Origin of the sequence: Streptomyces sp. NPDC007905, assembly GCF_042959345.1 — a bacterium.
Classification (GTDB): Bacteria; Actinomycetota; Actinomycetes; order Streptomycetales; family Streptomycetaceae; genus Streptomyces.
In genome coordinates this window covers 580,230-593,789 of the sequence record NZ_JBIBKS010000001.1, presented here as the reverse complement: position 1 = coordinate 593,789, position 13,560 = coordinate 580,230, and the positions used below count along the sequence as shown (strand labels likewise).

Below are 13,560 nucleotides of genomic sequence, written 5' to 3'. Positions count from 1 at the left end.
TGTGGCCGCGGGGCGAGCGAGACCCAGCGGCGCGGGAAAGGGCCCGTCACTCCGTGTACCGCACCCTTCCAGTTGCGTAACGCAAGGGAGCGAAGCAGACAATGAGAGACAAATCGGCAGCCGAGATGATTGCGGGAGAACGCGGTGCGAAGACCCCGACGGATACCCGCCGAATCCCTCGTCACGGCCTGGGCGCTCTCGACGGCGATCCTCGTCGCCGGCTGCGTCGGTGACACGGTCAAGGCGGTCGGCCCGCAGTCGGTGGTCTTCCTGCAGCCCGCAGCGGTCCCGGGGCCCGACCCCTTCACCGGCCCCACGGCCACCACGGCGCCCGCCACCCGTGCGGCGCAGTCACCGCTGCCCGTCGCCCGGGATCCGGCGCCCCCGCATCTGCCGCGCGTATTCTCCGGGGCGATCCCGGGCCTCTACGGCGGCACCGCGCATGCCGCCGGCTGCGACGTCGAGCGGCAGATCGGCCACCTGGCCGCCGACCGCGCCAAGGGCGACGCCTTCGCCCGGGTGGCGGGCGTCCCCCGCGCGTCCCTGCCCCGCTACCTGCGCGGACTGACCCCGGTCGTGCTCCGCACCGACACCAGCGTCACCAACCACTCCTACGTCGAGCACCGGGCCACCGGCTTCCAGTCCGTTCTGCAGGCCGGCACCGCCGTCCTCGTCGACGCCCGCGGCGTGCCACGCGTCCGCTGCCTGTGCGGCAACCCGCTCACGCCGCCCCAGCCCCTCTCCGGCGCCCCGAGCACCCGAGGCACCGCCTGGCCGGGGTACCGGCCCACCGAGGTGATCGTGGTGACTCCCGGGCCCCGGGCCCTCACCGACATCACCCTCTTCGACACGGCGACCGGCACCTGGATCGCACGCCGGATCGGCCCCGACGTCCACCACGACCGCGTCGTACCCGCGCCCGCCCCGGCGACCCTGTTCCCCGGCAACACCGAACCGGCGCGCACCGCTCAGCAGAGCCCGCACGAGGGTCTCCCGGGCGTCTCTTCGGGTGAGACGGGGCGGGCGCCGGGCGGTGCCGCCCCGGCCGTCGCGTAGCGGCTCGCCGCCGGCTGTGCGATCCCGTCGCCCGCCGGCCCCGACGACTGCCTCCCGCCCGCCGCCGGCAGCGACACCGGCCCGGCCGGGCGGCGCGCGGGGCGTCGGGGGCGGGCGAGCGCGGCAGGCTGAGAGCCCGGGCCCGAGAGCCGACGCGGGCACGGCGCTCCCGCAGGAGGCGTCGGAGGTCTCCGCCGACGGCGTGTCCGGCGGCCCCGCCGGCCTCGCGCCGCCCCATGCCCCACTCGAAGAATCGAACAAACCCTGGCAAGGTGGCTCCATGGCTGATCGGGGAGCGAGTGCCCCGTCACTCCCGGAGGACTGGCCCGCCCACCCGGATCCGATCCTGGCGCTCAACCACATGGGCAGCTTCGACTGGGACCTGGACACCGGTCTGTTCAGCATGGACGCCCAGGCGCACGAGATCTTCGACATGCGCCCCGAGGAATACGACGGCCACCCCGAGAACCTGTCCGTCCGGGTGCCCAGGGCGGAGGGCCACCGTCTGGACACCCTCGTGGCCCAGGCCATCAAGGACGGCCGGGAGAACTACGGCGCGTACTTCCGCGTCCGGCGCCGCGACGGCACCCTGCGCTGGACCCACACCCAGGGCTACATACGGCGGGACGATACGGGCCGCCCGCGCCGGATCATCGGGATCGTCCGGGATGCCACCGAGGAGCTCGGCGAGCGAGTGGTGCGCCGGGACGCGGCCGCCCAGGACGCCGCCCGGCGCGAGCAGACCAACATCGTCCAGATCGCCACGGCCGCCCTCGCCCACGCCCGCACCGTCCAGGACGTCATCGACGTCGTCAAGGACAGCCACGGCCTGACCCTCCTCGGTTCCACCAGCATGGTCCTCGGCCTGGTCGAGGCCGACCGTATCCGGCTGGTCGCCGAGGGCCCCGTGGGCAGCTTCGTGCCGGGCACCCGTGTCACCCGGATCGAGGAGCCGTACCCGATGAGCGAGGCGGTGCGGACCCTCAGCGCCTGCTTCATCGAGTCCCCCGAGGACTTCGCCGAGCGCTTCCCCCTCCTGTGGCGGCAGATCACCGACCTGCACATCACCTCCGCCGCCTATCTGCCGCTGATCGCCCAGGCCCGCCCCATCGGCGCGATGGGCCTGCTCTACAGCGACCGGCGCGGCTTCTCGCCGGAGGAGCGCAACGTGCTCGTCGCACTCGGCAGCAGCATCGCGCAGAGCCTGCAGCGGGCCATGCTCTACGAGCAGGAGAAGGACCTCGCCCAGGGGCTGCAGCAGGCGATGCTGCCCCGGACCATCCCGAGCGTCCGCGGCGCCGACGTGGCCGTCCGCTACCGCGCCGCCACCGTCGGCGGGGCCCTCGGCCGGGACATAGGCGGCGACTGGTACGACGTGATCCCGCTGCCCGGCGAGAAGGTCGGCGCGGTCATCGGCGACGTGCAGGGCCACGACACGCACGCGGCGGCCGTGATGGGTCAGCTGCGCATCGTGCTGCGCGCCTACGCCGCCGAGGGACACACCCCGGCCACCGTGATGGCCCGCGCCTCCGTCTTCCTGCGCGAACTCGACACCGACCGCTTCGCCACCTGCCTGTACGCGGAGGCCGACCTGTCCACCGGGGTCGTCCAGGTGGTTCGCGCCGGGCACATCGACCCGCTGGTCCGGCACGCCGACGGCAGCTGCTGCCGGGTCCCGGTCGAGGGCGGGCTGCCGCTCGGCCTGTCCGCCGAGTTCGGCCGGCTGGAGTACCCCGTCTCCACCCTCGAACTCGACCCCGGCCACACCCTGCTGCTGTTCACCGACGGGCTGGTCGAACAGCCCGGCATCGACCTCGACGACGGGATGCGCACCCTGACGGACCTGGTCGACAAGGGTCCGGACGACGTCCGCGACCTCGCCGACCGGCTGATCGAGGTGGCAGAGGAGCTGAGGGGTGACGACGACGTGGCCCTGCTCCTGCTGCGACGCCGCGCCCGGGAGGCCCCGCGGGCCGGGGGCCGGCTCCAGCAGCACGTGGCACCCGGCGACCCCGAGGCCCTCACCCAGGCCCGGCACATGATCCGCGCCGCGGTCCGGACCTGGGGCGCCCGGGACCGGGCCGACGAGATCGAGCTGGTCGCCGACGAGCTGATCACCAACGCGCTGATGCACACCGAGGGCTCCGCGATCGTCACCGTGCGCGTCCTCGAGGGCTCCGGCCGCCGGCTGCGCGTCGAGGTCGAGGACTCCTCCAGCGCTCTGCCGCGTCGCCGCGACGCCGGGGAGAACGGCGTCTCCGGCCGCGGACTGCTCCTCGTCGACCGGCTCACCGACGTGTGGGGCGTGGAGGCGCGCGGCGGCGGCAAGGCCGTGTGGTGCGAATTCGAGGTGCCGGAAGAGGCACGGGCCGGGGTCTGAGGAGCCGCTCGTCGTCGCTGCCGGATGGCACTCTGGACGTATGCCGGAACTGCCCGAGGTAGAAGCGCTGAAGGACTTCCTCACCGAGCACCTGGTCGGCCGCCGCGTGGTGCGGGTGCTGCCGGTCGCCATCAGCGTCCTGAAGACGTACGACCCCCCGGTCACCGCCGTGGAGGGAGCCGAGGTGACCGCCGTGCACCGGTACGGCAAGTTCCTCGACCTCGAGACGGGCGGCGGGCTGCACCTGGTGACCCACCTGGCCCGCGCGGGCTGGCTCCAGTGGAAGGACCGGCTGCCCGACGGCCCGCCCCGCCCGGGCAAGGGTCCGCTCGCACTGCGCGTGGCGCTGGAGACGGGCGAGGGCTTCGACCTCACCGAGGCCGGCACCCAAAAGCGCCTCGCGGTGTACGTCGTGCACGACCCGCAGGAGGTCCCCGGCATCGCCCGCCTCGGCCCCGACCCGCTCGCCGCCGGCTTCGACGAGGACCGTTTCGCCGCCCTGCTGAAGGACGAGCGACGCCAGATCAAGGGCGCGCTGCGCGACCAGAGCCTGATCGCGGGCGTCGGCAACGCCTACAGCGACGAGATCCTGCACGCCGCGAAGATGTCCCCGTTCAAACTCGCCGCGTCCCTGACCCCCGAGGAGACCCGGACGCTGTACGAGGCGCTGCGCCGGACCCTCACCGAAGCGGTCGAGCGCTCGCGGGGACTGGCCGCGGGACACCTGAAGGCGGAGAAGAAGAGTGGCCTGCGCGTCCACGGCCGCACCGGCGAGCCCTGCCCGGTCTGTGGCGACACCATCCGCGAGGTCTCCTTCAGCGACTCCTCGCTGCAGTACTGCCCCACCTGCCAGACCGGCGGCAAACCCCTCGCGGACCGCAGACTGTCCAAGCTGCTGAAGTGACTCCCGCGGCTACCGCGGCGGCAGCGACACCAGGCGCTGCCCGTCCGTGGTGCGGACGTCGTAGCGGGCGATCTCGTCGGGATGCATCGTGGAGCCGGCCGTCGTCATGGTCGTACCGGTGTCGTGAGCGGTCACGGACCAGCCGCTGACGATCTGCTCGGAGCCGTCGCGGCCCACGACGACGAGCCGGCAGGTGTGGGGGCCGGAGGCGTCCTTCACCTCGAGGCGCATGCGGCTGCCGCTGTCACCGTCCTCGGTGGTGACCCGCGCCCACACCCCGGTACCCGGGTCGGTGGCCGCGGTGACCCGCGCGGCCGGCTCGTCGTGCCCGGCGTAGACCATGACCCCCGGTCCGGCCACCGCCAGTACCACCGAGGCGGCCAGGCCGTACAGGAAACGACGGCGCCGAGCCCGGTGCCGGTGTGCCAGCTCGCCCAGGAGCCGGTCCAGCAGTCGGGGACCGGGGTGGGCCATGGGGTGCACGAAGCGCGGCGTGGCTCGGCGGTACAGCATCAACTGCCGTGCCGCGGGACCGAATTCGGTCACCTGCGCCGCGCACTGAGGGCACTCCATGAGGTGGTCCTCGAAGCGGAAGGCCTCCGCCTCGTCCAGCACGCCGAGCGCGTACGCGCCGACGTCGCGATGCCTTTCCAGGGACCTCATGCCGAATCCTCGTGCCGAAGGGTGTGGGTGGGGTTACTCCTTGCTCCCACCCGTACGCAGCGGACAACCGAATCACTCAAGGCACACACAGAATCGTGACCAAGAGATTCGGAGCGCCCGGGCCCGCGGATTGGTCGGATTTCCAGAAAGACTCGAAGGGACCGAACGTGTGGCAGGCCCGTTCTCAGAAGAGGTGGATGGCCAGATGTCCGAGGGGCAGTCCGAGCCGCCAGGCCGGGGTCCACACCTTCGGCCCGTCGTCCTCGCCGAACACCGCACCGCCGCCCGGTACCGCGTCCAGATCGGGCGCGAGCAGCTCGGTCTCCTCCAGCCAGCGCCAGGCCTCGGCCGCCAGTGCCAGGTCCGGCGACGGCGTGCCGGAGGCGGCCTCCTCGTCGGCCAGCTCGGCCATCCGCTCGCGCACCCACTCCTGCCACGGCTGGTCGTACGCCGTCAGCGACAGCCAGTTCTCCAGCTGCGAGACCACCCGGATGCCGGAGAGCTCGCCGTCGGTGTCGGAGAGGAAGACGGTCAGCGCCAGCGCGTCCCGGCCCGCCCGGAACTCGAAGGACGTCGGTGGCATCAGATCGCCGGTGCGCAGCAGCTCGTCGGCGATGTACTCGGCGTACAGCCAGGCCATGGGGACGACCAGTTGACCACCGCCGGTGCCGTCCGTGCTCTCGTGACCTCTGTGCAGCATCCCTTCCTGCCTTCCTCCGGTGCGTACGCGTCGCCCGAACCCCTGGACCCGATCCCACCGGCCCCCGTCCGGAACACGGATGAGGACAGCTGATTGCCCGAACGGGGGTCACAGCAAGGCGCTTTACCGAGGTTTGACCCAGGCCCCGGTTTCACCGCAGGTCGGCCGCATAACCCGGAAGGACTCGGCGCAGGGCGCGCAGCGCGTAGTACGCGCGGGACTTCACGGTACCGGGTGGAATTCCGAGGGTTTGCGCCGCCTCCGCCACACTGGCCCCCCGGAAGTACACGAGTATCAGAACGTCACGGTGCTCCGGAGTGAGTGTCTTCACAGCCTCCCGGACGTCGAGCGTCGCGGCGGCCCGTTCGGCGTGGTCGGCGGTCACCCGCGCGTTCTCGGGCACCTCGTCGCCGACCTCGGGAGGCCGCGCCTGGCGGGCCCGCCGGGCGTCGATCGCGAGCCGTCGGCCCACGGTCAGCAGCCAGGGCCGTACGGAGTCGAAGTCGTCCGCGTGCAGGGCCTCGGGGTGCTGCCAGGCGCGCACCAGGGTCTCCTGCACCAGGTCCTCGGCGCGCTGGCGGTCGCCGTCGCTCAGCCTCAGCAGCAGCGCGAAGAGTGGGCCGCCGTGCTCGCGCTGCAGTTCGGCGAGCTCCTGCTCGGCGGTCGTCGTCCCGTGGGGAAGTGAGGTTCCGGCCGTCATGGCCGTATGGCAGCGCAGGGTGCTGCCCCGGGACAGGGGAAGCGCACGGCTCTGCGACGGACGGTCGATCGTGTCGGCGAACGGTCGCACGAGCGGTCCGCGACTGCACGAGGACGGCACCGGATGGGTTAATTCAGGCGCCTGGGTCGTTTGCGTGAAGAGCAGGATTCATACCCATATGCCCGTCAAGGTTTTGTCGGTAAATAAGACGTCCGCACATACGAGGATCCTGGGGTGAGCTGATGATCGCACGCAGACACCAGGTGGCGCTGGCCCTGACCGCCCTCCTCGCCGCCGCGGCCGCCTGCCAGAACCAGGCGCGGCACGAGTCCGCGAGCCCGGGCCGCCCGGCGCCGCCCGTCGTCCGCGACTTCACCCTCGTCGCCTCCGGCGAGGTGTTGCCGCACGGCTCCGTCATCGAGCGGGCGGGCTTCGACGCCGGCCGCACCGGATACGACTTCCGCCCGATGCTCTCCGGCGTCGAACCCGTCGTCCGCCGTGCCGATCTGGCGCTGTGTCACATGGACACCGTCTACGGTCCCGACGGCGCCTACACGGACTTCAAGGCACCGCCACAGCTCGCCCTCGGCCTCACCACGACCGGCTACGACGGCTGCTCCACCGCCTCCAGCCACGTCCTGGACGACGGCGCCCCGGGCGTCCGGCGCACCCTGGACGCCATGGACCGGGCCGGTCTGCAGCACGCCGGAACCGCCCGCACCGAGGCCGAGGCCCGCTCCGTCACGATGCTCCAGGCCGGTCCGGCCAGGGTCGCGCACCTGTCGTACACCTACGGCACCGACGGCCACCCGCTCCCCGCGGGACAGCCCTGGGCCGTCAACCTGATCGACGCGGACCGGATGATCTCCGACGCCCGGGCCGCCCGGATGGCGGGCGCCGACGTGGTCGTCGTCTCGGTGCGCTGGGGGACCGAGTGGCAGGAGGCCCCGGACGGGCTGCAGGTCGCCCTCGCCCAGCGCCTGACCGCCTCCACGACCAAGGGCCGCCCGGACGTCGACCTGATCCTCGGCACCCACGCCCACGTTCCGCAGGCCTACGAGAAGGTCAACGGCACCTGGGTGGTCTACGGCTTGGGCGACCAGATCGCCGGCGAGATCTACAACCGCAAGGGCGTGCAGGACTCGCGCGGCAACGAGTCCACCATCGGACGGTTCACCTTCACCGCGCCCGCCCACCCCGGCGACCGCTGGCAGGTGACCAAGGCCGAGTTCCTCCCGCAGATGTACGACCTCGACGCCGGCCGGGTCCTCGACCTGGGGCGGGCGATCGCCGGCGGCGCCGAACTGGAGGGAGTGCGCGACCGCATCAGGGACGTCGTCCTCAGCCGCGGCGCCGCCGCCGACGGTCTGGTCATGGCGGAATGATCATTCGGCGGGCGGGCGTACGGCCAGCGCGGAGCGGCGGTAGGAGTAGCCGAAGTAGATCACGCAGCCGACCGCGAACCACACCGCGAACCGCACCCAGGTCTGCCACTGCAGGAACGTGATCAGCCAGATCGAGAAGACGACACCCAGCGCGGGCAGGAACGGCATCCACGGGGTGCGGAAGGAGCGCGGCAGCTCCGGCTGCCGGTAGCGCAGCACGATCACCGCCGTGCACACCACCACGAACGCCAGCAGGATGCCGATGTTGGTCAGCTCCGCCGCCTGGCCGATCGGGACGAACCCCGCGATGAGGGCCGACCCCGCCCCGACGATCCAGGTCACCCGGGTCGGCACGTGCCGCGTCGGGTGCGTCTTGGCGAACCACGCGGGCAGCAGCCCGTCACGGGACATCGAGAACCAGACACGCGTCACGCCCAGCATGAAGGTGAACATCACCGTGAGGATGCCGATGATCGCGCCGACCGCGATCACGTCCGCCAGGCCGTTCAGGCCCACCGACTTGAACGCCGAGGAGAAGCCGCTCTCCGGGTCGATGTCCTTGTAGTTCTGCATGCCCGTCAGCACCAGGCAGGCCGCGACGTAGAGCACCATCGAGATGGCCAGCGAGTAGATGATGGCCTTGGGCATGTGCCGCTGCGCGTCCTTCGACTCCTCGGCCGCGGTCGACATGGCGTCGTACCCGAACACCGCGAAGAACACGGTCGCCGCACCCGTGAACGCCCCGCTGATGCCGAAGGGGAAGAACGGGTGGTAGTTCGCCGTGTTGATGTGGAACAGGCCGACCCCGATCACCAGCAGCACCACCAGCACCTTCAGGGCGACCACGAAGGTCTCGAAGCGGGCCGCGCTGCGGATGCCCATGGTGAGCAGCCAGGCGATCAGCAGGCACAGCACGGCCGCGAACAGGTCGACGCGGTGCCCGTGCCCCGTGCCGGGCGCCCCCAGCATCCAGGCGGGCAGCTTCGCGCCCATCTCCTGGACCAGGAAGCCGAAGTAGCCGGAGATGCCGATCGCCACCACGGCCACGATCGCCGTGTACTCCAGCAGCAGGTCCCAGCCGATGAACCAGCCCGCGAACTCGCCGAGCACCGCGTAGCCGTACGTGTACGCCGACCCCGCCTTCGGGATCAGGCCCGCGAACTCGGCGTACGACAGCGCCGCGCAGGCGCTGGCGAGACCGGCGATGAGGAACGACACCACCACAGCCGGCCCGGCCGTTCCGTTGGCGACCGTGCCGGCCAGCGTGAAGATGCCCGCTCCGATGATGCCGCCCACGCCGATCGCGGTGAGCTGCCACATCCCGAGCGACCGGTCCAGCCTGGGGCCCTCGCCGAGCTCGGTCTCCTCGATGTGTTCGATGGGTTTGCGGCGGAGAATTCCTTCACCCGGATGGAGCCTGGCCATGCGCCTCACCTCTTCGCCGATGGCAAACGGCTGACGGCGGATCATGATGGCTCAGGGGAGTCTCGTACGGAAGACGCCACGCACGGCCCGGGCGGGTGTCCACGCGCGTGCCTCCGGGCGGCCCGGCAGCCGGTCGGCGAGCCGGCCGCGCGGGGCGGCGAACCGGGACGTACGGGGCCGGGTCCCGCAGTGGGAGTGCGGACAGACCGGTGCCGGTCCGGCTGAGGTCCACGTGCCTCATCGTGGACACACGACCACTGGCTGTGGCGCACGTGCCGTTGGCGCGCCGTGGGGCCTGCTGACCGCCTCACCGGCCCGCGCGCCGCGATCGCCCTGGCCGGAAGCTGCTCCTCGCGACCCCGCCGCTGCCGCGAGGGCCCGCTACGGCACGACCGTCACCGGCCACCGCCCCGCCTTCACCAGCCGGACCGCCACCGAACCGATGATGCGGTGCCCGGCCTGCTCCGAGGCGCCCACCACCACCGCGTCCGCCTTGAGTTCGTCGGCCGCCTTCACCAGCCCGTTGTACGGGTCGCCGCGGAAGGTGTGGAACTCCCAGCGCACCTCGAATATCCCCTTGAGCCGCTCGGCCGCCTCCCGGATGTATGTGACCAGGTCCTCGGCGATCTCGTCGGTCGTCTCCGCCACCGGTGCCCCGAGTGCCGCCCCGGCCGCGAGCACCGGCTGCACGTACACCACGGCCAGCAGCGCGTGCTGGCGCCGGGCCAGGCCGCCCGCGTACGCGGCGGCGCGCAGCGAGGAGTCGGAACCGTCCACCCCGACCATGATGACCTTGGGACCGTCCGTACCCCGCTCGAACTGGTGCGCGCGCTGTTCGTGCTGCTCCGTCACAGCCCGACATTATCGGAACCGACGCGTCCCGCCGAGGCCCGGGCCGTTCGACGGGCGCGCCGACCGGGCCCTTCCTAGAGTCGGAACCATGACTGCCACCGCCGAGCCGGCCGCACGCGGGGATGCCACGGGCCCGGTACACCCGCCTGCCGGCGGACGCCTCGGCTGGGTGCCCGAGGCCTTCGCGACGCTCTTCGCGGCGCTCGGCCTGCTGTGCGCCCTGCTCGCCTTCATCGCTCCGCTGCGCGTCCTGCTCCGCCCGGTCGTCCGTAGCCTCGATCTGCTCCTGGTGCCGATCAGCGCCAACCTCGCCTACGCGGTGTTCCTTTTCCTGCTGGCCGGCGCCACCGGCGCCCGGAAAAAGGTCGCCTGGTGGCTGGTCGTCGTCTACCTGGGCCTGGTGGTCCTCGCCGACGTCCTCGGCGTGGCCCCCGGCCAGTACGTCGCGTCGCTGCCGTCCCTCGTGCTGTGCGGCCTGCTGCTGCTCCTGCTGGTGCTGGCCCGCAAGGAGTTCTACGCCGCCTCCCGCCGCGGTGCCGTGTGGCGGGCCCTGGGCGTGCTGCTGGCCGGACTCGCCGCGGCCGTCGTGGTCGGCTGGGGGCTGGTCTCGCTCTTCCCGGGCACGCTGCCGCAGAGCCAGCACCTGGCGTGGGCGGCCGACCGGGTGTGCGGCGGGCTGGTCTCCAACAGCTCCTTCGACGGCCGCCCGCCGCGCAAGGTCACCTTCGTGCTCGGCCTTCTCGGCGCGCTCGCCCTGCTGAACGCCGCCGCCACGCTCTTCCGCTCACAGCGCCTGGAAGCGGCCCTGCACGACGACGAGGAGGCCCGCATCCGCGCCCTCCTCAAGGCGTACGGCTTCCGGGACTCGCTCGGCTACTTCGCCACCCGGCGTGACAAGGCCGTCGTCTTCTCCTCCAGCGGCAAGGCCGCCGTCACCTACCGCGTCGAGGCCGGCGTGTGCCTGGCCAGCGGCGACCCCGTCGGCGACCCCGAGGCCTGGCCGCACGCCATCGCCGCCTGGCTGGACGTGGCCCGCCGCCACGCCTGGGCGCCCGCGGTGATGGGCGCCTCCGAGTCCGGCGCCCGTGCCTACGCGCGCGCCGGACTCGGCGCCCTCCAGCTCGGCGACGAGGCGATCCTGCACGTGCCCGGATTCGACCTGAACGGCCGCGACATGCGCGTCACCCGCCAGGCCGTGCACCGCGTCCGCCGCACCGGCGCCACCTGCCGCATCCGGCGCCACGCCGCGCTCACCGACCGGGAGATGGAGGAGATCGTCACCAAGGCCGACGCCTGGCGGGACACCGAGACCGAACGCGGCTTCTCCATGGCCCTGGACCGGCTGGGCGACCCCTCCGACGGTGACTGTCTCCTCGTGGAGGCCCTGAGCGAGGACGGCCGGCTCCTCGCCCTGCTCTCCTTCGTGCCCTGGGGCCGTGACGGTGTCTCCCTGGACCTGATGCGCCGTGACCGCGCCGCCCCCAACGGGGTGATGGAGTTCATGGTCGCCGAACTGTGCGCGGTCGCCCCGAAACTGGGGGTGCGCGGGATCTCGCTGAACTTCGCCGTCTTCCGGTCCGTGTTCGAGGAAGGCGCCCGCATCGGCGCCGGACCGGTCCTCAGACTCTGGCGCCGGCTGCTGCTGTTCTTCTCCCGGTGGTGGCAGCTGGAGGCCCTCTACCGCTCCAACGCCAAGTACCACCCGGAGTGGTACCCGCGCTTCATCTGCTACGGCGAGACCGCCTCACTCGCCCGGATCGGCCTGGCCTCCGGCATCGCCGAGGGATTCGTCTCCGTACCTTCCTTGCGCAAACTCTGGGGAAAGGGGCACCCGAAGACGGGACAGCGGCCCGCCACCACCGCGGGGCTGCCGTCCCTGACGGCGCTGGGCCTCGACGGAGGTGACGAGGCCGGGCCCGCCGTCCCGGACGCGGGCCTGCCCGAACAGGTCCGCGTCCGGCACCGCAAGCTCGACCACCTGCGCGCCACCGGCACCGATCCCTACCCGGTCGGCGTGCCCGCCCCCACGCACGCCCTCGCCGACGTCCCGCCGGGCCAGGACGTCACCGTGGCCGGCCGCGTCATGCTGGTCCGCGACTTCGGCGGCATCGTCTTCGTCGTCCTGCGCGACTGGTCCGGGGACCATCAACTCGCCCTCACCCGGGACGGTTCCGGGGCCGCACTCGACCGCTTCCGGGCCGCGGCCGACATCGGCGACCACATCACCGCCACCGGCCACGCGGGCCCGAGCGACAAGGGCGAGCCCACCGTCTTCGTCACCTCCTGGCAGCTGACCGGCAAGTGCCTGCACCCGCTGCCCGACAAGCGCCGCGGCCTCGCCGACCCGGAGGCCAGGGTCCGCCGCCGCTACCTCGACCTGGTCACCAGCCCCGGTGCCCGCCAGGTGGTCCGCGCCCGCTCCGCCGCCGTACAGGCCCTGCGCCAGGGCCTGCTGGACCGCGGCTACCTGGAGGTCGAGACCCCGATGCTCCAGCAGATCCACGGCGGCGCCAACGCCCGCCCCTTCACCACCCACATCAACGCCTACGACCTCGACCTGTATCTGCGCATCGCCCCCGAGCTGTACCTGAAGCGGCTGTGCGTCGGCGGTCTGGAGAGGGTCTTCGAGATGGGCCGCACCTTCCGCAACGAGGGCGTCTCCTACAAGCACAACCCCGAGTTCACCATGCTGGAGGCGTACCAGGCGCACGCCGACTACGACGTGATGCTCGACCTGACCCGCGAGCTGATCCAGGGCGCCGCGACCGCCGCCTTCGGCTCCCCGGTCGCCCGCAAGGACGGACAGGAGTACGACATCTCCGGGCGGTGGCCGGTGAAGACCGTGTACGGGGCGCTCTCCGAGGTACTGGGCGAGGAGATCGGCCCGGGCACCGAACTCCTGCGGCTGCACCGGCTGTGCGACCGGACGGGGGTGCCGTACACCGCCGACGACGGCCCCGGTGACGTGGCCCTGGAGATGTACGAGCGGCTGGTCGAGGAGCGGACCCGGCTGCCCACCTTCTACAAGGACTTCCCGACCGACGTCTCCCCGCTCACCCGGCAGCACCGCACCGACCCGCGGCTCGCCGAACGCTGGGACCTCGTCGCCTTCGGCATCGAACTCGGCACCGCCTACTCCGAGCTGACCGACCCCGTCGAACAGCGCCGCCGGCTCACCGCACAGTCCCTGCTGGCCGCGGGCGGCGACCCGGAGGCCATGGAACTCGACGAGGACTTCCTCGACGCCCTCCAGTACGCGATGCCGCCGACCGGCGGTCTCGGCATCGGCGTCGACCGCCTGGTCATGTTCCTCACCGGTCTGACGATCCGGGAAACCCTGCCGTTCCCCCTGGTGCGCCGTCGCTGAAGGCTGTCTTCCGGCTCGGGTCGGCGGACCGGACGGTGCCTGACCGGCCGATCCGTGCCGCCCCGCCCCGCGCTGCGCCGACCGGGTGTATTCCCGCCGCCGCACCGGTGGCGGTGCGGTGGGGCGGC

Annotated in this window: 10 protein-coding genes; 5 read left to right on the top strand and 5 right to left on the bottom strand. The window is 72.4% G+C overall.

The window, feature by feature from the left end:
• Nucleotides 1-144: 144 nt before the first annotated feature.
• From ACFZDC_RS02930 to ACFZDC_RS02920, 3 genes are all read left to right on the top strand, one after another.
• Nucleotides 145-1,056 (top strand): DUF6777 domain-containing protein, encoded by a 912-nt coding sequence (locus ACFZDC_RS02930; protein ID WP_391319571.1) that lies wholly within the window; start codon nucleotides 145-147, stop codon nucleotides 1,054-1,056.
• Between the two features lie 280 nt (nucleotides 1,057-1,336).
• Complete coding sequence (locus ACFZDC_RS02925) at nucleotides 1,337-3,436, top strand: SpoIIE family protein phosphatase (protein ID WP_391319570.1); 2,100 nt, start codon at nucleotides 1,337-1,339, stop codon at nucleotides 3,434-3,436.
• A gap of 40 nt (nucleotides 3,437-3,476) precedes the next feature.
• Nucleotides 3,477-4,340 (top strand): DNA-formamidopyrimidine glycosylase family protein, encoded by an 864-nt coding sequence (locus ACFZDC_RS02920; RefSeq protein WP_391319569.1) that lies wholly within the window; start codon nucleotides 3,477-3,479, stop codon nucleotides 4,338-4,340.
• A gap of 9 nt (nucleotides 4,341-4,349) precedes the next feature.
• Here ACFZDC_RS02920 and ACFZDC_RS02915 read toward each other — a convergent pair whose 3' ends face one another.
• The 3 genes from ACFZDC_RS02915 to ACFZDC_RS02905 form a co-directional block, all read right to left on the bottom strand.
• Entirely contained in the window at nucleotides 4,350-5,003 is a 654-nt protein-coding gene (locus ACFZDC_RS02915; RefSeq protein ID WP_391319568.1) for a zf-HC2 domain-containing protein, read from the bottom strand.
• 184 nt (nucleotides 5,004-5,187) lie between these two features.
• On the bottom strand, nucleotides 5,188-5,703 hold the full coding sequence (locus ACFZDC_RS02910; RefSeq protein WP_391319567.1) for a hypothetical protein: 516 nt from the start codon (nucleotides 5,701-5,703) through the stop codon (nucleotides 5,188-5,190).
• A gap of 151 nt (nucleotides 5,704-5,854) precedes the next feature.
• Nucleotides 5,855-6,403, bottom strand: coding sequence for a sigma-70 family RNA polymerase sigma factor (locus tag ACFZDC_RS02905; protein ID WP_391319566.1), 549 nt, complete (start codon nucleotides 6,401-6,403; stop codon nucleotides 5,855-5,857).
• A 242-nt stretch (nucleotides 6,404-6,645) separates the two neighbouring features.
• On the opposite strand from ACFZDC_RS02905, the gene ACFZDC_RS02900 reads away from it, so the two are divergent.
• Nucleotides 6,646-7,788, top strand: coding sequence for a CapA family protein (locus ACFZDC_RS02900; RefSeq protein ID WP_391319565.1), 1,143 nt, complete (start codon nucleotides 6,646-6,648; stop codon nucleotides 7,786-7,788).
• Here ACFZDC_RS02900 and ACFZDC_RS02895 read toward each other — a convergent pair whose 3' ends face one another.
• Together ACFZDC_RS02895 and ACFZDC_RS02890 are read right to left on the bottom strand one after the other, a co-directional pair.
• Nucleotides 7,789-9,213 (bottom strand): amino acid permease, encoded by a 1,425-nt coding sequence (locus ACFZDC_RS02895; protein ID WP_391319564.1) that lies wholly within the window; start codon nucleotides 9,211-9,213, stop codon nucleotides 7,789-7,791.
• A gap of 381 nt (nucleotides 9,214-9,594) precedes the next feature.
• On the bottom strand, nucleotides 9,595-9,999 hold the full coding sequence (locus ACFZDC_RS02890) for a universal stress protein (RefSeq protein ID WP_391319725.1): 405 nt from the start codon (nucleotides 9,997-9,999) through the stop codon (nucleotides 9,595-9,597).
• A gap of 154 nt (nucleotides 10,000-10,153) precedes the next feature.
• On the opposite strand from ACFZDC_RS02890, the gene lysX reads away from it, so the two are divergent.
• Nucleotides 10,154-13,432, top strand: coding sequence for a bifunctional lysylphosphatidylglycerol synthetase/lysine--tRNA ligase LysX (lysX, locus tag ACFZDC_RS02885; RefSeq protein WP_391319563.1), 3,279 nt, complete (start codon nucleotides 10,154-10,156; stop codon nucleotides 13,430-13,432).
• Nucleotides 13,433-13,560: the final 128 nt, after the last annotated feature.